At 72.7% G+C, this 20,014-nt stretch carries 19 protein-coding genes and 1 tRNA gene; 11 read left to right on the top strand and 9 right to left on the bottom strand.

Annotated elements, in window-relative coordinates:
• The first annotated feature begins 45 nt into the window (after nucleotides 1–45).
• Complete coding sequence (locus tag A8713_RS09245; RefSeq protein WP_064532985.1) at nucleotides 46–783, top strand: TerD family protein; 738 nt, start codon at nucleotides 46–48, stop codon at nucleotides 781–783.
• Nucleotides 784–861: 78 nt separating this feature from the next.
• The gene (locus A8713_RS09240) at nucleotides 862–1,104 is read left to right on the top strand and encodes a hypothetical protein (protein WP_064532984.1); all 243 of its coding nucleotides are present in this window, start codon (nucleotides 862–864) and stop codon (nucleotides 1,102–1,104) included.
• Here the strand turns inward: A8713_RS09240 and A8713_RS09235 are convergent.
• Nucleotides 1,091–1,951 (bottom strand): TerD family protein, encoded by an 861-nt coding sequence (locus tag A8713_RS09235; protein ID WP_064532983.1) that lies wholly within the window; start codon nucleotides 1,949–1,951, stop codon nucleotides 1,091–1,093. The genes A8713_RS09240 and A8713_RS09235 overlap by 14 nt on opposite strands.
• Nucleotides 1,952–2,121: 170 nt before the next feature.
• Here A8713_RS09235 and A8713_RS09230 point away from each other — a divergent pair, with 170 nt between their 5' ends.
• The 3 genes from A8713_RS09230 to A8713_RS09220 are packed head-to-tail and all read left to right on the top strand — an operon-like array spanning nucleotide 2,122 to nucleotide 6,620.
• A complete protein-coding gene (locus tag A8713_RS09230) occupies nucleotides 2,122–3,297 on the top strand; it encodes an HpcH/HpaI aldolase/citrate lyase family protein (protein ID WP_064532982.1) in 1,176 nt (391 codons plus the stop codon).
• Between the two features lie 33 nt (nucleotides 3,298–3,330).
• Complete coding sequence (locus tag A8713_RS09225; RefSeq protein WP_064532981.1) at nucleotides 3,331–5,808, top strand: phosphoribosyltransferase; 2,478 nt, start codon at nucleotides 3,331–3,333, stop codon at nucleotides 5,806–5,808.
• Nucleotides 5,808–6,620, top strand: a complete 813-nt coding sequence (locus A8713_RS09220) for a hypothetical protein (RefSeq protein ID WP_064532980.1) — start codon at nucleotides 5,808–5,810, stop codon at nucleotides 6,618–6,620. The genes A8713_RS09225 and A8713_RS09220 overlap by 1 nt, the downstream gene beginning before the upstream one ends.
• A gap of 6 nt (nucleotides 6,621–6,626) precedes the next feature.
• Here A8713_RS09220 and A8713_RS09215 read toward each other — a convergent pair whose 3' ends face one another.
• Nucleotides 6,627–6,848 carry an FmdB family zinc ribbon protein gene (locus tag A8713_RS09215; RefSeq protein ID WP_026252994.1) on the bottom strand — a complete coding sequence of 74 codons (222 nt, stop codon included), beginning with the start codon at nucleotides 6,846–6,848 and terminating at the stop codon, nucleotides 6,627–6,629.
• A 297-nt stretch (nucleotides 6,849–7,145) separates the two neighbouring features.
• Between A8713_RS09215 and A8713_RS09210 the strand changes: the two genes are divergently transcribed.
• From A8713_RS09210 to A8713_RS09200, 3 genes are all read left to right on the top strand, one after another.
• Nucleotides 7,146–9,506: a transglycosylase domain-containing protein gene (locus A8713_RS09210; RefSeq protein ID WP_173860824.1), complete on the top strand. Its 2,361-nt coding sequence runs from the start codon at nucleotides 7,146–7,148 to the stop codon at nucleotides 9,504–9,506.
• 94 nt (nucleotides 9,507–9,600) lie between these two features.
• On the top strand, nucleotides 9,601–10,896 hold the full coding sequence (locus A8713_RS09205) for a hypothetical protein (protein ID WP_064532979.1): 1,296 nt from the start codon (nucleotides 9,601–9,603) through the stop codon (nucleotides 10,894–10,896).
• Nucleotides 10,897–11,071: 175 nt separating this feature from the next.
• A complete protein-coding gene (locus A8713_RS09200; protein ID WP_064532978.1) occupies nucleotides 11,072–12,205 on the top strand; it encodes an amidase domain-containing protein in 1,134 nt (377 codons plus the stop codon).
• A 39-nt stretch (nucleotides 12,206–12,244) separates the two neighbouring features.
• Here the strand turns inward: A8713_RS09200 and A8713_RS09195 are convergent, their stop codons facing one another.
• The 4 genes from A8713_RS09195 to A8713_RS09180 all read right to left on the bottom strand — a co-directional run bounded on the left by A8713_RS09195 (nucleotide 12,245) and on the right by A8713_RS09180 (nucleotide 15,279).
• Nucleotides 12,245–13,666 (bottom strand): hypothetical protein, encoded by a 1,422-nt coding sequence (locus tag A8713_RS09195; protein ID WP_064532977.1) that lies wholly within the window; start codon nucleotides 13,664–13,666, stop codon nucleotides 12,245–12,247.
• Between the two features lie 85 nt (nucleotides 13,667–13,751).
• Nucleotides 13,752–14,522, bottom strand: coding sequence for a DUF4097 family beta strand repeat-containing protein (locus A8713_RS09190; RefSeq protein ID WP_064532976.1), 771 nt, complete (start codon nucleotides 14,520–14,522; stop codon nucleotides 13,752–13,754).
• 226 nt (nucleotides 14,523–14,748) lie between these two features.
• Nucleotides 14,749–14,820: transfer RNA gene (locus tag A8713_RS09185), tRNA-Val, on the bottom strand.
• 93 nt (nucleotides 14,821–14,913) lie between these two features.
• A complete protein-coding gene (locus tag A8713_RS09180; RefSeq protein ID WP_064532975.1) occupies nucleotides 14,914–15,279 on the bottom strand; it encodes a hypothetical protein in 366 nt (121 codons plus the stop codon).
• A gap of 148 nt (nucleotides 15,280–15,427) precedes the next feature.
• Here A8713_RS09180 and A8713_RS09175 point away from each other — a divergent pair, with 148 nt between their 5' ends.
• A complete protein-coding gene (locus tag A8713_RS09175) occupies nucleotides 15,428–15,955 on the top strand; it encodes a GNAT family N-acetyltransferase (RefSeq protein ID WP_064532974.1) in 528 nt (175 codons plus the stop codon).
• A gap of 41 nt (nucleotides 15,956–15,996) precedes the next feature.
• Complete coding sequence (locus A8713_RS09170) at nucleotides 15,997–16,233, top strand: DUF2277 domain-containing protein (RefSeq protein WP_064532973.1); 237 nt, start codon at nucleotides 15,997–15,999, stop codon at nucleotides 16,231–16,233.
• A 114-nt stretch (nucleotides 16,234–16,347) separates the two neighbouring features.
• On the opposite strand, the gene A8713_RS09165 is transcribed toward A8713_RS09170, so the two are convergent.
• The 3 genes from A8713_RS09165 to A8713_RS09155 form a co-directional block, all read right to left on the bottom strand.
• Nucleotides 16,348–16,986, bottom strand: coding sequence for a DedA family protein (locus A8713_RS09165; RefSeq protein WP_064532972.1), 639 nt, complete (start codon nucleotides 16,984–16,986; stop codon nucleotides 16,348–16,350).
• A 253-nt stretch (nucleotides 16,987–17,239) separates the two neighbouring features.
• Nucleotides 17,240–17,692: a DoxX family protein gene (locus A8713_RS09160; protein WP_064537358.1), complete on the bottom strand. Its 453-nt coding sequence runs from the start codon at nucleotides 17,690–17,692 to the stop codon at nucleotides 17,240–17,242.
• Between the two features lie 635 nt (nucleotides 17,693–18,327).
• A complete protein-coding gene (locus A8713_RS09155) occupies nucleotides 18,328–19,002 on the bottom strand; it encodes an HNH endonuclease family protein (protein WP_064532971.1) in 675 nt (224 codons plus the stop codon).
• Between the two features lie 382 nt (nucleotides 19,003–19,384).
• On the opposite strand from A8713_RS09155, the gene A8713_RS09150 reads away from it, so the two are divergent.
• Entirely contained in the window at nucleotides 19,385–19,963 is a 579-nt protein-coding gene (locus tag A8713_RS09150) for a TMEM165/GDT1 family protein (protein ID WP_064532970.1), read from the top strand.
• The last annotated feature ends 51 nt before the right edge of the window (nucleotides 19,964–20,014 follow it).

Genomic DNA, 20,014 nt, shown 5'->3' with positions numbered 1-20,014 from the left:
AGCATGTGGACGGGGGTGGACGAGCGCGGTGAAGGTGGGGGGAAGATGGGTTTCTTCGACGGTCTGCGCGGCGGGCGCCTGGCCGAGTTCGACTCGGGCAGCGCCGCGTCCAACGCGATCGAGCTGACCAAGCGGCACGCCCAGGTGTCGCTGACCAAACAGGGCGCGGCCACCGGCAATCTGCGCATCAACCTGAACTGGCGGATGCGCACCTCGGACTTCGGCGGCGCCGCCCGGGAGAGCCTGCTGCGCCACCCGTTCAAGGCGCTCAAGCCGCCGGAGGTGCAGGGCCACAGCCAGTCCATGGTCAACGTCGACCTCGACCTGGGCTGCCTGTACGAGCTGGCGGACGGCACCAAGGGCGTCGTCCAGCCCCTCGGCAACCTCCTGGGCGATGTGAACGGCCCGCCGTACATCAAGCTCAGCGGCGACGACCGGTTCGGCTCCGCGTCCGGCGAGACGATCTACGTCAACCTCGACCACCGCGACGACATCAAGCGGATGCTGGTCTTCGTCTACATCTACGACCAGACACCGGCCTTCGACCGCACCCACGCCGTCGTCACGCTCTACCCGAGCAACGGCCCGCGCATCGAGATCGGCCTCGACGAACGCCACCCCGAGGCCCGCTCCTGCGCGGTCGTCCTCATCGAGAACGTGAAGGGCGAACTGGTGGTGCGCCGCGAGGTCAGGTTCGTCTACGGCTTCCAGTCGGAGCTGGACCGGCTCTACGGCTGGGGGCTCCAGTGGGGCCGGGGCTACAAGTCGAAGGCGGGCCGGTAGGCGAGGGCATGACCGACACCGCGGCCGGGTTCCGCACCGCCTGACCTCGACGGGTATGCCGCGGGGTACGCGGCACGGGTGCGGGACGGCCGGATCGGCGCCGCCGGGGTACCGGGGACCGACGCGCTGCTCCTGGAGGCCGAGACGCTGCGGCGGGACCTCGACGCGCTCGGCCCGCAGGAGGGCGACGACGCGGAGCCGGTGGACGACTACCGCGCGTACCTCGGCGCGCTGGAGCGGATGGTCCGCCTGCTCGCGCTGCTCGCTGGGCCGGGTGTGAGCGCGGGAGCCGCAGGTCACCGGCGTCTCAGCGGCCGATGAACTGCGGTCCCTGCGGGGGCAGCCGGAAGTCCGGGTCCGGGGCGGAACCGGCCGGCTGCGGATAGCCGTAGCCGCCCGGCGCGGCGCCCGCGGACACCGGCGCGGGCTGCTGCGGATAGCCGTAGCCGGGCTGCGGATAGCCGTAGGAGGGCTGGGCCGCCGTCGTGCGCGGCGGCTGCTGCGGCGCCGTAATCTGCGGCGGCTGCGGGGGATAGGCGTACGTGGGCTGCTCCGGGGGCAGTGGCTGGGCCGCCGGGGCCGTGGCCGCGGCCGCGTCCGCCGCGCTGCCGTCGGCCGCCTCCGCCGCCTCGTCCACCGAGATCCCGAAGTCGGTGGCCAGCCCCTTCAGCCCGTTCGAGTAGCCCTCGCCCAGCGCGCGGAACTTCCAGCCCTCGCCGCGGCGGTACAGCTCGCCGCAGATCAGCGCGGTCTCCTGGCCGGTCTCGGGCTTGACGTCGAAGGACGCGAGCGGCTCGCCGTCGCCGGCCGCCGCGTCGTACAGCAGGATGCTCAGCGCCCGGACGCGGTCGAAGGCGACGCCGTCCGCCGAGGCGACCAGCAGGATCCGGCCGATCTCCGGCTCCACACCGGTCAGCTCGGCCTGGACGGTGTCGGTCAGGCCCTCCGCGACCCGCCGCTTGCCCAGCCGCCAGACCGTCCCGGAGGGGTGCCGGGGCTGGTTGTAGAAGACGAAGTCCTCGTCGGAGCGGACCCGCCCGCCGGGGCCGAGCAGCAGCGCCGACGCGTCGACGTCCGGCACCCCCTGGCCCGGCGTCCAGCGCACCACGGCCCGTACCGTGGCCGCTTCCACCGGGACGTTCGACCCCTTCAGCATCGCGCGCGTCATGCCGTCATCCTGCCTGCTCGGTCCTGCTCACGACAACGCGGCCCGGCACCTCGCTACGGTGGCGGCGCCCGTCATCAGAAGTTCACGCCCGGCGGGAACCGCCGACACCGGTATGTACGTACTATTACCGGCCACCTAATTTCCGCCGGGCGTCACCACAGGGGAGCTACATGCGTCATTTCGGGCATCTCGCCCCTGAGGCACGGCAGCGGCTCTTCCACCGGGAGCCGGCCGAGTTCACCGCCGATTCCCCGGCCCGGCTGCTCTCCACCGCCCTGGGCGCCACCCTCTACAGCCCGGCCACCCGCCCGAGCCTGGCCGAGGACATCACCAAGCAGGCCGCCCGCGGGGTCGTCTCCATGGTGCTGTGCCTGGAGGACTCGATCTGCGACGCCGACGTGGCGGAGGGCGAGGCGAACCTCGTCCGGCAGTTCGCCGCGCTGGCCGCGCTCCCCGCGGGCACCGGGCTTCCGCTGCTGTTCATCCGGGTCCGCGCCGCCGGCCAGATACCCGACCTGGTGCGGCGCCTGGGCCCCTCGGTCCGGCTGCTGTCCGGATTCGTGCTGCCGAAGTTCACCGGCGAACGCGGCCTCGGCTTCCTGGAGGCCGTGCAGGCCGCCGAGGCCGACTGCGGCCGGCGGCTGTTCGCCATGCCCGTCCTGGAATCGCCCGAACTGCTCTACCGGGAGACCCGCGTGGAGACCCTGGAGGGCATCTTCCGCGCGGTCGACAAGTACCGCGACCGGGTGCTGGCGCTGCGCCTGGGCGTGACCGACTTCTGCTCCTCCTACGGACTGCGCCGGGCCCCCGACATGACGGCCTACGACGTCCAGGTCGTCGCCTCCGTCATCGCCGACGTGGTCAACATGCTGGGCCGGGCCGACGGCACCGGATTCACCGTGACCGGCCCGGTGTGGGAGTACTTCCGGGCACAGGAGCGCATGTTCAAGCCGCAGTTGCGCCAGAGCCCCTTCCTGGAGGTGCAGGCGGCGGGCCTGCGCGCGACACTGATCGAACACGCGATGGACGGGCTGCTGCGGGAGATCACCCTGGACCAGGCCAACGGGCTGCTCGGCAAGACCTGCATCCACCCCTCGCACGTCCTGCCCGTGCACGCGCTGTCCGTCGTCAGCCACGAGGAGTACAGCGACGCGGCCGACATCCTGCGTCCCGAGCGCGGCGGCGGGGGCGTGCTCAGGTCGGCGTACACGAACAAGATGAACGAGGTGAAGCCGCACCGCGCCTGGGCCGAGCGGACCCTGCTGCGCGCCGAGGTCTTCGGCGTCGCCCGGGAGGACATCGGCTTCGTGGAACTGCTCGCCGCGGGCATCCCGGCCGACCGCTGACCCCGGCCCCCCACCCCCCTCCCCTAGGAACGCATGAACAAGGCAGTGCACGACGGCATCTGGTCCGGCAGCTGGGTCGCCGAGCGGCTCGGCGTGGACCTCGTGGGCGGCGGCGAGCTCAAGGACCTGCTGGGCCTCGCGCTGCGCCGCAACCCCAAGCGGGCCCACCTGCTCGTCTCGTACGTCCTCGGCAAGCACGTACCGCAGTCGCCCGCGGTGGTCCACGGGCACGGCCTCGCCCTGGGCCGCCGGGTCCGCGCCCTGCTCGGCGGGCGCGACACCGCCGGGGCGGTCGTCCTCGGCTACGCGGAGACCGCCACCGGACTCGGCCACTCGGTCGCCGACGGCCTGGGCCCGGTGCCGTACCTGCACTCCACCCGCAGGCCCGTGCCCGGCGTCCCCCCGGCCGGCGGCTTCGAGGAGTCCCACTCCCACGCCACCTCGCACCTGCTGCTCCCCGAGGACCCGGCGCTGCTGGCCGGCGGCGGCCCGCTGGTGCTGGTGGACGACGAGTTCTCCACCGGCAGCACCGTCCTGAACACCATCCGCGACCTGCACGCCCGCCATCCGCGCGAGCGCTACGTCGTGGTCGCCCTGGTGGACATGCGCTCACCGGCCGACACCGCACGCCTGGACGACTTCGCCCGCGGCATCGGCGCCCGCGTCGACCTGGTCGCCGCCGCCTCCGGCACCGTCCGGCTCCCCGACGGCGTCCTGGACAAGGGCCGGGACCTGGTCGCCCGCCACGAGACGGCGACGCCCGATGCCGCCGCGCCGCCCGCCGGACGCGCCCGCGGCCGGATCACCCGCGTCGGACTCGACTGGCCCGCCGGAGTCCCCGACGGCGGACGGCACGGCTTCACCCCGGCCCACCGCGCCCGCCTGGAGCGCGCCCTGCCCGGCATGGCGGCCCGGCTCGCCGCCGCGCTGCCCGCCGGCGCCCGCCGGATCCTGGTCCTCGGCTGCGAGGAGCTGATGTACACGCCGCTGCGGCTCGCCCACGAGCTGGAGCGGACCACCGGCGCCGAGGTGCGCTCCTCCACCACCACCCGCTCGCCCGTCCTCGCCGTGGACGACCCCGGCTACGCCATCCGCAGCCGCCTGGTCTTCCCCGCGCACGACGACCCGGCCGACGGACCCGGCGAGCGCTACGCCTACAACGTGGCGGGCGGCGGCTTCGACGCCGTCCTCGCCGTCGTCGACTCGGCCGCCGACACGCCCGCGCTGCACGCCCCCGACGGCCTGCTCGCCCGCCTCGCCGAGCACACCCCGCAGGTGCTGCTCGCCGTCGTCCCCGCGTACGTCCCCGCCGCCCACCCGGCTGTTCCCGCCTCCCGCCCGGAAGGTCCCCCCATGCTGCCCGAGCCCCTGCGCGGCCCCGACTTCTCCTCGTACGCGCCCGAGGAGGTCGGCTGGCTGCTCCAGGACCTCTCGGACGTGACGCTGGAGGCGCCCACCGAGGAGCGCGAGGAGGCCATCCAGCGCGGCGGCGCCCACTACGCCGAGTCGCTGCCGGTGGAGTACCAGCCCAGCGCGGAGTACCAGGAGCTGTTCCACTCCGCGCTCACCGCCTCCGCCGACCGGCTCGCGCGCGGCGTCGGCGCGGTCACCGAACTGGTCCTCGCCGAGCGCTCCCCGCGCCCCGTCCTGGTCTCGCTGGCCCGCGCGGGCACCCCCGTCGGGGTGCTGATGCGCCGCTGGGCCGCCTTCCGGCACGGCCTCGACCTGCCGCACTACGCGGTGTCGATCGTGCGCGGGCGGGGCATCGACGCCAACGCGCTGCGCTGGCTGGCCGCCCACCACGACCCGTCCGACGTCGTCTTCGTGGACGGCTGGACCGGCAAGGGCGCCATCACCCGCGAACTCGCCGAGGCCATCGGCCGGTTCGAGGAGCAGGGCGGCGCCCCGGGCTTCGACCCGGAGATCGCGGTGCTCGCCGACCCGGGCGCGTGCGTGCGCACCTACGGCACCCGGGACGACTTCCTCATCCCCTCCGCCTGCCTCAACTCCACCGTCTCCGGGCTGATATCGCGCACCGTGCTGCGCGCCGACCTGGTCGGCCCGGACGACTTCCACGGCGCGAAGTTCTACCGTGAACTGGCCGGCGCCGACCTGTCGAACGCCTTCCTCGACGCCGTCTCGGCCCGCTTCCCCGAGGCCGCCGAGACCGTGGAGGTGGCCGTCAAGGAACTACTGGCCGGCGACCGCGCCCCGACCTGGGCGGGCTGGGCCGCCGTCGAGCGGATCAGCGAGGAGTACGGCATCCACGACGTGAACCTGGTCAAGCCGGGCGTCGGCGAGACCACCCGGGTGCTGCTGCGCCGGGTGCCGTGGAAGATCCTCGCCCGGACCGGAGCGGGCGCGGACCTGGACCACGTACGCCTGCTGGCCGGGCAGCGCGGGGTGCCGGTCGAGGAGGTGGACGGCCTGCCGTACACCTGCGTGGGACTGATCCACCCCCGCTACACGCGCGGGGCGACCGGCGCCGACGGCAAGGCGGTGGCCCGCTGATGACGGTCATGGTGGCGAGCGACCTCGACCGTACGCTCATCTACTCGGCCGGGGCGCTGGCCCTGACCATGCCGGACGCGCGCGCCCCGCGGCTGCTGTGCGTGGAGGTGCACGAGAGCAGACCGCTGTCCTATCTGACGGAGACGGCGGCCGCCCTGCTGAGCGAACTCGGCGACGCGGCCGTGTTCGTGCCCACCACCACCCGCACCCGCAAGCAGTACCTGCGCATCAGCCTGCCGGGCCCGCGGCCGGAGTACGCGATCTGCGCCAACGGCGGCCATCTGCTGGTGGACGGCGTGTCCGACGCCGACTGGCACCGGCGGGTGACCGCGCGGCTGGCCGCGGAGTGCGCGCCGCTCGCCGAGGTCCGCGAGCATCTGCTGCGCAGCGCCGACCCGGTGTGGGCGCGCAAGCACCGGGTCGCCGAGGACCTGTTCGCCTATCTCGTGGTGGAGCGCGAACTGCTCCCGGAGCAGTGGGTGAAGGAGCTGGCCGGGTGGGCGGAGGGCCGCGGCTGGACGGTCTCGCTCCAGGGCCGCAAGATCTACGCCGTGCCCAAGCCGCTGACGAAGGGCGCGGCGGTGCGCGAGGTCGCCCGCCGCACCGGTGCGGAACGGGTGCTCGGGGCGGGCGACTCGCTGCTGGACGCCGATCTGCTGGAGGCCGTGGACCGCGGCTGGCGGCCGGGCCACGGCGAACTGGCGGAGAGCGGCTGGACGGCCCCCGGCATCAGCGCGCTGCCCGAGCGCGGGGTGCTGGCCGGGGAGCGCATCCTGCGCGAGTTCCTCGCGGCGGCCCGCAGGCCCGCGTAGAGCGGGTCAGCCGCAGCAGCCACCGCCGCAGCAGCCGCCCCCGCCCCCGCCGCCCGCGCCCTGGGAGCGGGGCGCGCTCGCCGAGCCGCCCACCGCGACCGTGGACAGCAGCTTGACGGTGTCGCCGTGTCCGGCCGGGCAGGTGGCCGGGTCGGCCGACTGCGCCATGGGACGGTTCAGTTCGAAGGTGTCGCCGCAGCTGCGGCAGCGGTACTCGTAACGAGGCATGCGACCAGGTTAGGCCAGGCCCCGGCGGGCGTGACGGGGGACACAATGCTGGGTGTTCCTTGTGTGTTCTGTTCTGTCCCGTTCTCCTGCGGAGAAATTGAAAAGACGGCTGATAATTTTGTATGGCCGTGCGAGCCGCGAAGCGGCTGGGAGTGAGGGGGCCGGCGGCCGCGGTTGCGGCGGCTGTGTCGACCCGCGCGAGCAACACGGGGTGCGGAGGGAGACGCAGTCGTGACCGAGGCAGGGCAGGGGGGTGACCTTCCGGAGGAAGGCCGCCCACCCCGAATACGCCGCGCCGTGCCGGACCGCGCGCAGGACCGTGCGCCGGATCCCGGGGCGGACGAGACCCGCCCGCCCGTACGGGCGGACGAGACCATGCAGTTGAACGTCGGCGCGCTGCGCAGAAGGCTGCCCGCACGGTTGCGGCCGGCGGACCGCGGGGCCCCCGGACCGGACGCCGGGCCCCCGCGGGCGGACCCGGGCGGCGAGGCACCGGAGCCGGTGGAGTCCGGCGAGCCGCCGCCGCAGCCCCACGAGACCATGCAACTGCGCGTCGCCCAGCTGCGGTCGGCGTCCGCGAAGGACGACGCCACCGGCGGCCGGGCCGAGCGCCGCAGCCGCCGCAAGCCGCGCCGCTCCCGTCTCCTGCCCCCGGCCGTCGCCAGGGCCGTCGCCCCCCTCGCCCGGCGCCTGGCCCCGCTGTTCGCGGTGATCGCGCCGTACGCCCGGAAGCTGAAGCCGGTCTACCCGCGCCGCGGCCGCACCGGCTGGCGCCGCTGGCTGCCCTCCTGGCGGCAGTGGATCGGCCTGGCCTTCTCCGGGATCGGCGTGACCACCCTGTTCCTGGTCGTCGCCTACGCCGCCACGGACATACCGGACAACCTCAACTCGTACGCCACCCAGCAGGACAACGTCTACTTCTGGTCCGACGGCACCCCCATGGCCCGCACCGGCTGGGTGCAGCGGCAGGCGATGCCGCTGAAGGACATCCCCGAGGACGTGCGCTGGGCGGTGCTGGCCGCCGAGAACGAGAGCTTCTACAGCGACCCGGGCATCTCCTTCAAGGGCATCACCCGCGCCCTGTGGCGCACGGTCGGCCAGGGCGACACCGAGGGCGGCTCGACCATCACCCAGCAGTACGTCAAGAACGTCTACCTGACCCAGAACCAGACCGTCAGCCGCAAGTTCACCGAGGCGATGATCGCCCTCAAGCTCGACAACAGGATGAGCAAGGACAAGATCCTGGAGGGCTATCTCAACACCAGCTGGTTCGGCCGCGGCACCTACGGCATCCAGCGCGCCTCCCAGGCGTACTACGGCAAGGACGTCAGCCAGCTCAACGCCAGCGAGGCCGCGTTCCTCGCCTCCCTGCTCAAGGGCGCCGGCCTCTACGACCCCACGCTCGGCCCGCAGAACCACGCCCGCGCCGTCAAACGCTGGAAGTGGACCCTGGACCGCATGGTGAAGATCGGCAAGCTGTCGGAGAAGGAGCGCGCCGGCTACACCACCTTCCCCGAGCCGCTCCAGCGCAACCCGCTCTCCGACACCGGCCAGCAGAGCGACTACCTGGTCGAACTGGCCTCGCAGAGCGTCAAGAACACCGCGCACCTGTCGGACAAGGACTTCGACCTGGGCGGCTACCAGATCTACACGACCTTCGACCGCAAGCGCGAGAGCGCGCTCACCGACATCGTCACCAAGGCCCGCGCGAAGGCGAAGAAGAGCGACGCGGGCGCCGCGAAGACCGCCCACTACGGCGCCGCCTCGGTGGACACCGACGGCCGGATCCTCGCCGTCTACGGCGGCCCCGACCACCGCACCCAGGGCTTCAACGAGTCCAACGCGGCGACCGTACCGGCCGGTTCGGCCTTCCAGCCGTTCGTCTACGCGGCCGGCCTCGAACACGGCGTCGTCAAACAGCGCGACGCCCCGCGCCGGCAGATCTCCCCGGACACCGTCTACGACGGGGACGACGCCGTGCCCGTCAGCACCCCCGAGGGCCCCTACTGGGACCGCAGCGGCCGCAAGGTCGCCGCCCACAACGACGACAAGAAGTCCTACGGCAAGATCACTCTGCGCAAGGCGCTCGCCCAGTCGGTGAACACGCCGTTCATGCAGCTCGGCATGGACACCGGCCTGGACAAGGTGAAACAGACCGCCGTCGCCTCCGGACTGCTCTCCTCCAGCCTGGGCCCGCAGGTGCCCGCGCTGACCCAGGGGAACTCCCGGCCGAGCGCCATCCGCATGGCCAGCGGCTACGCCACCTTCGCCGCCGCGGGCGTGCACACCGAGCCGTACTCGGTGCTGCGCATCACCCGCAACGGCGCCACCGTGCCCATGGACCGGCCGCTCAGCGGGCAGGCGGTCAGCACCCGGACCGCCCAGCGGGTGGACGACGCGCTCGCCGACGCCTTCCGCACCGCCCACCCGGACGCGGCTCCCGCCCAGGCGCGGGTCACCGGCAAGCGGGGCACCACCGAGGACGACACGGCCGCCTGGTACGTGGGCAGCGCGCGCAAGGTGACCACGGCCGTCGTCGTCTACCGCATGGACCTGGCCAAGAGCCTCGAACCGCTGCCGCTGAAGGGGATCGACGAGACGATGCCCGGCGGTGTGCCGTACTCCATCTGGGAGGGTGCCATGGCGCCACTCGGCTGACCCGCGCGGCGCCCCGGTGCCGCACGGCTGACCCGCGAGCCGCCCGCTCCCCGCAGCAGACTCCCGCAGCCCACCACGCAGATTCGAGCCGCCCATGAAGCCGCCCCCCGGCCGACGCCGCAAAGCGCCCGCACGCCGCCGACCCACCCGACCGCAGTTCATCACTCTGGCCGCCTTCCTGGTCGTCGCCTCCGTGGTGGCCGGCTTCCTCGCCCTGACCCGCCCCGACTCCACCGCGCCCACCGCGTCCGACGGGGCCGGGGGGACCGCCACCAAGGGCCCCGTCCCGTCGGCCACGGCGAGCAAGGAGCCCGCCTGGGACGGCAAGGTCAAGGTGCTCGGCGACGGCTCCACTTCTTACACGGGCCCGCAGAAGGGAGAGTTCAAGCCGGTCCCGCTCAAACCGGGCGAGAAGCCGCCGCAGTTCGTGGTGTTCTCCTGGGACGGCGCCCTGGAGGGCAGCGACCACCTGTTCTCGCACTACCGGGAGCTGGCCAAGCAGTACAAGGCCCACATGACCTTCTTCCTCACCGGCATCTACCTGCTGCCCAAGGACAAGAAGACGCTCTACCACCCGCCGATGCACGAACCCGGCGACGCGGCCATCGACTACGCCACCGACGAGCACATCCGCGACACCCTCGGCCAGCTGCGCACGGCCTACCAGGAGGGCAACGAGATCGGCACCCACTTCAACGGCCACTTCTGCGGCGCCAAGGGCGGCGGCGACTGGAGCGTGGAGGAGTGGAAGAGCGAGATCGACCAGTTCTACGACTTCGTGGAGAAGTGGAAGACCAACACCGGCTTCACCGACATCCCGCCGCTGCCCTTCGACTTCCGCAAGGAGGTCACCGGCGGCCGGGCGCCCTGCCTGGAGGGCCAGCCCAACCTGCTCAAGGCGATGAAGGACTACGGCTGGCGCTACGACGCGTCCTCGCCGGGCGACTTCCAGATCTGGCCCGCCAAGAAGAACGGCATCTGGGACTTCCCGCTCCAGATGCTCCCGTACGAGGACGGCAAGTACCAGGGCCTGTCCATGGACTTCAACTTCCTCTACAACCAGTCGGCGGGCGAGACCAAGGGCGACCCCGCCAAGTACCCGCAGTGGGAGAAGCAGACCGTCGACTCGTACATGGCGGGCTTCAACCGCGCCTACTACGGCAGCCGGGCACCGCTGTTCATCGGCAACCACTTCGAGGACTGGAACGGCGGCATCTACATGAAGTCCATCGACCAGGTCATCAAGAAGGTCTGCACCAAACAGGGCGTCAAATGCGTGTCGTTCAAGGAGCTGGCGGACTGGATGGACGTGCAGAAGCCAGCGACCCTGCAAGCCCTGCGCGGACTGGATCCGGCGCAGTCGCCGGACTGGTCCACGGTGGTCAAGTGACCCGTGTAACCCCTTGGTTCCACTTGCGCACACCCTCTTCACAACCGGCGCTCGCCCCATGCGAAGATGCGTCCGCCCGGTAGGTGTACCGGCGTAGAGGGGATCATCATTGAAATCAAGAAAACTGAGCCGTAAGCGGCGTCGCGCCACCATAGTCACCGCCGCTGCCGCCTCCGTGGTCGCCGGCGTCGTGCTGGTGCCCAACTGGAGCGCGGGCGCGGCGGTCACCGACGACCCGACGGTCGACGCGGCCACCAAGGCCACCTTCCAGAAGCTGGCGGACGCGGTCTTCACCGACCGCACCGAGGCCCTGGTCGACGGCGGCAAGGGCGGCGAGCAGGGGAAGCAGGGGCACCACCAGCGGCTGTCCTCGCGCTTCTCCGGCAAGGTCCGCCTGTCCGGCACCCAGTCCAAGTACGAGGACTCCGCGCTGAGCCAGCTGCGCGGCCGCAAGGACCGGCTGGAGAAGCTGGGCGAGAAGTACAGCGCGGGCAGCACCACCGTCACGCTGAACGCCACCCAGGTCAAGGGCCGCAACGCCAAGGTCGCCGTCACCGAGAACACGACGCTGACCTATGCCAGGGTCCGGGGCAACGAGCCGAAGAACACCGGCTTCCAGGCCCACCACGAGCTGTCCTTCCAGGCCGACAAGCACGGCAACTGGCAGCTCACCAGCATCCACGACACCGACGACGGCGTGGCCGTGAACCAGCCCGCGCCGCCGCCGGCCACCAAGCCGGAGACGCCCGCCGACGACGGCAACCCGCCGGAGGCGACCCGCTCGTCCACGGCGAAGAACGCGCCGGCGAACAAGAAGAACCTGACGTCGGGCACGTACGACTACCAGGCCATGGCCGCGTACGCGCAGAAGTACTGGAGCAAGTACAACCCCGACTACCCGAGCTTCGACGGCCAGGGCGCCGGCGGCGACTGCACCAACTTCGTCAGCCAGTCCCTGAAGGCCGGCGGCTGGAAGCACGTCCCCGGTTACACGAACGACTTCCACAACTGGTTCGGCAACAACGAGATCCAGTCGGACTCGTTCGTCGGGGTCAACGAGTTCTCCTGGTTCGCCCTGTCCTCCAAGCGGGCCACCAGCCTGCCGTACGTCTACCAGATGGACGTCGGCGACGTGCTCCAGGTGGACTTCAACCGGGACGGGTCCAAGGACCACTCCATGATCGTCACCTACCGCAGCCCGCAGGGCGTGCCGTACGTGTCGTACCACTCCACCAACACCTACAACAGGTCGGTGGCGAGCCTCATCGCCTCCTACCCGAACGCCAACTACTTCGCCTATCGCACCTGAGCCGCGCGGGAGCGGGAGCCGGCCGGACGGGGCCTCGTCTCAGTGGCCGGCTCCCCGCTCCTCGCGGATCTGCGCCACCACCCGGGCAGCCGTCCGCCGGACCGTGTCGGTCTCCGTCAGGAAGTGCCAGTAGTCCGGGTGCCGGCCCTCCAGGCCCGTGATCGCCCGCTCCAGCCGGGCCACCGCGTCGTCCAGCGGGCGCGCGTGCCGCGGATCGGGCGTCGTACGCCCCGTCATCGCCAGCCGCTGCGCGTCCCGGATCGCGAACCGGGTCTTCTCGATCTCGCCCTGCGGGTCCTTCTGCACCGCGTTCAGCCGGTCCAGCCGGTCCCCGGCCGCCGAGACCGCCTCGTCGGTGGTGTTCAGCAGCGCCCGCACCGTCGACAGCAGCGCGGTCGCGTCCGGCCAGCGCTGCGCGTCCCGCGCGGCCTGCGCCTCCTTCAGCTTCGCCTCGGCCTGCCGGACGTTCTGAGCGGCCTGCTCGGGGACCTGCTGGAGGTCCTGCCAGCAGGCGATCGTGAACCGCCGCCGCAGCTCGGACAGGATCGGGTCCACCTGGCCGCTGCGGGTGGTCAGCGCCTGTGCGCGGGTGCGCAGCGACACCAGCCGGTGGTCGATCTCGGCGGCCTTCTCCGGCAGCCGCCCGGCCTCGGCGCCGATGGCCGCCGCCTCCCGCGACACCCGCTCGGCCCGCTCCAGCGTCGGCTGCACGCCGTGCTGTCCCGCGCCCTGGTTCAGCTTCGTCAACTCCGGGGCGAGCGCGGCCAGCCGGGCGGCCAGGTCGTCGGCCCGCAGGCCAGCGCCGCGCACCGCGTCCAGCGCGTTGCTGGCGGCCAGCAGTGCCTGCCGGGCGCGCTCCACGGCGGGCGCGAGCCGCGCGAGCTGGGTCTCGGCCTTGCCGAGCAGCGGCCCCAGACCGCTGCTGAAACGGTCCAGCTCGCGCTTGACGTTCAGCAGTTCGTCCTTGGCGGCGGTCAGATCGGCGCGCGCCCGGGAGGCGGCGGACGCCTCCAGGTCGTCGCGGTCCAGGTCGGTGGCGTCGACCGCCTGGATGTAGCGGCCGCTGGCCTGGTCGATGCGCTGCCCGAGCGCCTCGAAGTCGGCGACCGCGCGGCGGGCGGCCGGCGAGTCGTCGACGGCGGTGATGGTCTCCATCGAGATCCGCAGGTCGCGCTGGGCGGTGTCCAGCTCGTAGAAGGCGCTCGCCGCCGCGTCCTTGGCCGCCTGCGCCTCGGCCCGCTGGCTCTCGGCCCGGCCGCCGAACCAGCGCCGGGTGCCGCCGCCCGCGAAGGCGGCGGGCAGCGCGAGCGCGGCCAGCAGCGGCAGCGCCGCCAGGGCGAGCACGTCGACCGCGCGCCCGGCGGGCCCGGCACCCGGCCGGGCCCGCCGGCCGGGCGTGCGCGGCCGCCGCGCTGGTACCGGTGCCGTCGCCGTGGCCCGTCCCGCCGGTGTGGCCGTCACATTCCTCTCCCCGTGCCGTCGTCCGCCCCGCCTGAATCAGCGTGGGTTCATTCTCCCACCTGTACAGGACGAACACACGGGCCGGTCAGTTCGCCGTGCGCACCGTGATGCTCCCGTTGGAGGTCCGCGCGGACACCACGTGCGGGCTGGAGTCGTCCCGGGGCACCGACACATGGGTGGAACCGTGGCTGGTCTCCGTCGTCACCCGGTACCGGCCGCCGGGCAGCGCCACGGTCACCGGACCGTTGGAGGAGTGGGTGTCGACCAGGTCGGGCACGGCGCCGAGTTCGAGGTGCACGGAACCGTTGCTGGTGGTGGTGCGCACCTGGCGCGCGGCGACCTCGGCCCGCACGGAGCCGTTGGACGTGCGCAGGTCCAGCGGCCCGGTGGAGTCGGTGATGTGCACGGGCCCGTTCGAGGTGCGCACGGTCAGCGGGTCCTTGAAGCCCTGCGCCCGCACGCTGCCGTTGCCGTCCCGCACCTTCACGGCGACGCCGCGCGGCACCTCGATGCGGTGCCGGGCGTCGCAGTCGGTGACGATCCCGGAGCACTTCAGGCGCAGCACCAGCCGGTCGTTCTTCATGGACCAGGTCACATGGGGGTCGTCGCCGATCAGCACGGAGCCCTTGAACCACCGTGTGACCTGGACCGTTCCGGCCTTGACGCCGTCGGCGGAGACGATCTCCAGCGCCGAGTCGTCGGAGTCCACGGTCAGGGTGCGGCCGTGCAGGGAGAAGGAGTGCTGCTCGGGGTCCTTGTCGTCCGCCGCGGAGCCCCCGCAGGCGGTGGCCGTGGCGAGCAGGGCCACGACGACACCGGTCACGGCGGCGGCGCGGACGGGAACGGAACGGGACATGTCGGTCTCCCCCAGATGCGGAACAGCGCTCTCGGCACTTCGTGCTGCGGTCTCCCACGACCGTAGAAGAGGAGGACCGGGCGGGGAATGCGGTTCACTGCCGGGTCGGGGGTGGGGGTAACCCCCCTACGACGGCCCCGGGCACACCGAAGGCCCAGCTCCTCGGGACACCCCGTGGTGCTGGGCCTTCGGTTTCGCGTGACACGACGTGACGTGACGCGGCCGGTGGGCGCGGACGGTTTCGAACCGCCGACATCCTGCTTGTAAGGCAGGCGCTCTACCCCTGAGCTACGCACCCGGGACGAGTGGACAGCCTACCCTGACGAGGGGACCGTCCCGCAAACCCCTTCCGGCGGGCCCGGCGGCGCGGCGCCCCGGTGACCAGCGGGCATCACCCGTCGCCCGGTCCGTCCCCGCGCGCGGAGCGCTCGTGGTCCTCGCGGGCGTGCTTGAGCCGGGTACGGGCGGCGACGGCGTCCGGGCCGCTGAAGGCCGACCAGTAGCGGTGCGTGGTGACGAACACCGCCAGTTCGTGCTCGCGGCGGCGGAGCTTCTCCACCTCGGCCTGGTCGTCGGCGGACCAGCCGGGGGACGCGGGGCGCTCCACCTTGCGCCAGCCGCCGTCGTCGCTGAATCCGTCCAGCGGCTGGACCGACCAGGGCAGCCGTTTGAGCAGGGCCGACAGCTCGGCCCGGACCTGATGCAGCTCCTCCTGGCCGGCGAGGAGGTCACTCGGGAAGTCATAGGGCGTAGCCACGCCGCAATGCTACGCCTGTTCGATTTTCGCTGGCGACTCGCGCGAGGGGGTTCATGCGTTCGATGAATCCGCCGGTCGCGGCCCGTTGTCAGACCCCTGCCCTACGGTGACGGGGATGGGGTGACGAAGGACGGAAGGGGAGGGCGTCATGGGTGAGGCGGACGAGACGAAGGTACGGCTGGAGCCGTGGGGCGAGGACGACTTCTGGCTGCTGCGGCTGCACAACAGCCCGGAGATGACCGAGCACCTGGGCGGCCCGGAGAGCGAGGAGAAGCTCACCGAGCGCCACCGGCGCTATCTGGAGCTGCCCGCCGGGGGGATGTACCGGGTGGTGGCGGCGGACGACGGGCGCACGGCGGGGGCGATCGGCTTCTGGGAGCGGCCCTGGCCCGAGGGGACCGTCTGGGAGACGGGATGGGCGATATCGCCCGGGTTCCAGGGGCGCGGGCTCGCGGCGGCGGCCGCGCGGGCGGTCATGGGCCGCGCGCGGGCCGCCGGGCGGCACCGGTCCCTGCACGCGTACCCGCGCCTGGAGCACACCGCCTCGAACGCGGTCTGCCGCCGCGCCGGGTTCACCCTGCGCGGCACGGTCGCCTTCGAGTACCCGAAGGGCCACCCGATCACGTCGAACGACTGGTACGCCGACCTGGACGCCGAGTCCCCGGGCGGCGAATGAGGGCACCGACGGTCCCGCGGGACCGGGAGGAGACTGGAAGCATGTGCCGGAGCATCAAGACGCTGCGCCCGCCCGCCCTGCCCGAGGAGGCGACCGAGGAGGAGATCCGCGCCGCCGCCCTCCAGTACGTCCGGAAGGTCTCGGGGTTCCGCGCGCCCGCCGCGCACAACCAGGAAGTCTTCGACCGCGCGGTCGAGGCGGTCACGGCGGCGACGGCGGAGCTGCTGGCGGGACTTCAGGTGCGGGGTGGTGGTGCGGCGCGACGGGCCGCCGGGTGAGGCGCGCCGCGGCTGCCGGGCTGCCGGGCTGGCGGCCGACGGGCCTCCGCGCCCCGGGCTCCGGGGTGCGGGTGAGGTGAGCCTCACCTGAGACGGCCGGGGGGGGGCGGTGACTCAGGATGCCTCGCGCGCCTTCGGGGTGCGGCGCATCAGATACGCCGCCGCGGCCCCGGCCGCGAACAGGGCGGCCACCGAGACGCAGGTGGCGAGCCAGGCGGCGCCCAGCCAGCGGGTGCCGAAGTAGCCGAGGGCCACGCTGTAGCCCGCCCAGGACAGCCCGGCCAGCGCCGACCAGGGCAGGAACTCCCGCACCCGGCGCTGTGCGGCGCCCGCGCTGAAGGAGACGACCGAGCGGCCGGCCGGGGCGAAGCGGGCGATGACCACCAGCGCGCCTCCGCCGCCCCGGGCGAGGGCGGCGCCCAGCCGCTCCTGGGCGGTGCTGAGGCGGCGGGAGCGGGCGAGCGCCCGGTCCAGCCGCTCGCCGCCGCGCCGGGCGAGGCGGTAGGCGAAGAGGTCGCCCAGCACCGAGGCGGTGGCCGCGCACAGGATCAGCGCGAGGATGTCGGGCACGTCGTGCGGGACATGCCCGGCGGCGGCGCCCGTGCCCGCCGCGGCGGCCGTCGCCGCCGTCACGATCAGCACCCCGCTGGGCAGCACCGGCAGGAACACGTCCAGCAGCACCGAGAGGGTCACCGCGACATAGATCCACGGAGTGCCGGTGAGCGCCCCCACCCTCGCCACACTCTCCAGCACCGCGAACTCCCTCGACTCCCCCGGGGACCGGACCGTGTGCCGCGTTGTCGCGGGGGAGCGGCAGGGGCGGTCTGTGAACAGCCATACAGCGTACGCCCGGGGTGTGACAGGGGATTCATCGGGGGCTCATGTGTTCGCAGTGGCCCCCGCGAGGGATGCGGGGACGAGGGATGCGGGGACGGCCGGGCCGATGAGCGGGAGGGCGGCCCGGGGCCGGGGCCGCCGGGTGGGACCGGCAGCCCCGCGCCCGCCCTCAGGCGGCCACCGGGGCCTGCTCGGCGGCGGGCTGACGCTGCGTCGAGCGCCGGGCGAGCAGCCCGTCCAGGGCGAAGGCGCCGGAGCCGGTGAAGACCAGCAGCAGGAAGGACCAGCAGAACAGCACCGGCATCTCACCGCCGTTCTCGATGGGCCACAGCGCCGCCTTCTGGTGCACGTCGAAGTAGGCGAAGGCCATCGAGCCGGAGGCGATGAACGCGGCGGCGCGGGTACCCAGGCCCAGCACGACCAGGGCACCGGCGACCAACTGGATCACCGCGGCGTACCAGTTCGGCCAGGTGCCCGCCGAGAGCGTGCCGCCATGGGTGCCCGCGGCACCGCCGAGCACGCCGAACAGGGACGCGGCGCCGTGGCAGAAGAACACCAGTCCCACGACGACGCGGAACAGGCCGAGGACATAGGGCTGCGCGGAGTTGAGACGTCCGGTCAGGCCGGTCATGTGGGGGTTCTCCTTCGGTCAAGGCCGGCCCGGGGAGGGGACCGGCTGGGGGACGCATCCGAACGAGTGACCTAGGTTAGGTCGACCTAATCTGTACTTGCAAGTTCAACATCTGGCCATGCTGGGGGTGCGGTTCCGATTCCGTTTGCTCCGGTACGCAGCGGATTAAGCGAAGTGCGCGAACCAGCCGAGGGGTGGACAACCTGGTGAATAACGGGGTGTGCCACCTGCTGGACCACTGGGCGGGCCGGGGGTGCGGCGGACTCCGCTACGGCTCGCGGCGGGGCTCCCCGGGCGCGCTCGGCCTGCGCGCGGAGGCGCGCCGGACGCATCCGGGGCGAACGTCGACGGGCGTCGAGTTAACGGACAAATGGCCGAACCACCACGGCCGGGTGCGGCGCCGGCGGCCCGATGGCTCGGATCGCGCCATGCGGGGGCGATGCGGATCGGCCACGCACCCGCCGCGCCGGCCCCCGTCCACGACGAAGCCCGCCCTCCTCCGTCGGCCCCGAAGGGCGTGTGTGACGGAGGAGGGCGGGCGGGTGGCGCGGTGTGTGGGGGGAGGGGGTGGTGCGAGGGGGTGGGCGGGTGCGGAGGGCCGGGAAGGGGTGATGGAGGGCGGGTGCTCAGCAGCTCGCGAGGTAGCCCTGGAGGGCGCTCTTCTCCGCCGAGTCGACCGACAGGCCGTAGTAGTACTTCACCTGGACCCAGGCGCGGACGTACGTGCAGACGTACGCCGACCGGGACGGCACCCAGGTGGCGGGGTCCTGGTCGCCCTTGGCCTGGTTGACGTTGTCGGTGACCGCGATGAGCTGCGGGCGGGTCAGGTCGTTGGCGAACGCCTGGCGCTGCGCGGTGGTCCACTTGCTCGCGCCCGAGTCCCACGCCTCGGCCAGCGGGACCACGTGGTCGATGTCCAGGTCGGAGGCGGCGGTCCAGGTCGCCCCGTCGTAGGGGGAGTACCAGCTGCCGCTCTTGGCGGCGCAGGAGGAGTCGGTGGTGACGTTCGAACCGTCCCGCTTCAGCACGGTCTCGCGGGTGTTGCAGCTGCCGCTGATGGTGATCCAGTGCGGGAACAGGGAGCGGTCGTAGCCGGTGCGGTTCTCGGTCGCGACGGTGAGGGAGGCGAGGTAGCCGCGGGCGGTGGCGGCGCTGACCGGGGTGGGGAGGGCGGCGGACGCGGCCGGGGGGTTGATCAGCGCGGCGGAGGCGAGGAGGCCGGTCAGCGCCGTGAGGATGCCCACGCGTCGACGCGCGTAGAACGAGGGTGCGGAGGACCGGCGGCGGAATATGCGAGCCATGTGAACTCCCTTGCGTTGTGGGGGCTTTGGGCGCGAGCGTGGGAATGCTCGCGGCGCCGCGTTGCGGGAGGGTGTGCGTCCGGTGAGAAGTTAGTGACGCGTCCATGACATGACAAGGTCCGGAGCGGAACTCGTCGTCGCGTACCATGGACGGCGCAGAAGGGGAGTAGCTCTTCGCCGGACCGTCGACATACTGCTCAGCCACGCTGAGCCGGCGCCCGGAGGCAGACCGCGGACACCGTCCCGGCCGGCCAGCGAGACCTTCGGCAAGCAGTGCACGCCCGTGCCCACGGCACGGGCGCATCAGTGCGCTGCCCTGCCGAGGCGTCTGTCGCACAGTTCACAGCACTCTCGGCGGGGCGGCCCGACCGATTGAGGGACAGTGATCAGTCTCAGCGTCATGGCGCTCGTCTTCGGCGTCGTCTTCCTCGCCGAACTGCCGGACAAGACGGCCCTGGCGGGACTCGTCCTCGGCACCCGCTACCGCGCCTCCTACGTCTTCGCGGGCGTCGCCGCCGCCTTCCTGCTGCACGTGGTGCTGGCCGTGGCGGCGGGCAGCATGCTCACCCTGCTGCCGCAGCAGATCGTGCACGCGCTCACCGGCGTGCTGTTCCTGGGCGGGGCGGCCGTGCTGCTCTTCAAGAAGGGCGACGACGAGGAGGAGATCCGCAAGCCCGCCGACCAGTCCTTCTGGAAGGTCGCCGGGACCGGCTTCATGCTCATCCTGGTCGCCGAGTTCGGCGACCTCACCCAGATCATGACGGCGAACCTCGCCGCCCGCTACGACGACCCGATCTCCGTGGGCGTGGGCGCGGTGCTGGCGCTGTGGGCGGTCGCCGGTCTCGGCATCGTCGGCGGAAAGGCGCTGATGCGGCGCGTGCCGCTGGGGCTGATCACCAAGATCGCGGCCGTGCTGATGATCGCGCTCGGTGTGTGGAGCCTGTGGGAGGCGGTGAGCTGAGCCGCCGGGCGGGTGCGCGGGGCGTGCGCGCGGGCACGCGGTCGTGTGCGC

Source organism: Streptomyces sp. SAT1 (assembly GCF_001654495.1).
GTDB classification, from domain to species: domain Bacteria; phylum Actinomycetota; class Actinomycetes; order Streptomycetales; family Streptomycetaceae; genus Streptomyces; species Streptomyces andamanensis.
This window is presented reverse-complemented; position numbering and strand designations above follow the sequence as displayed.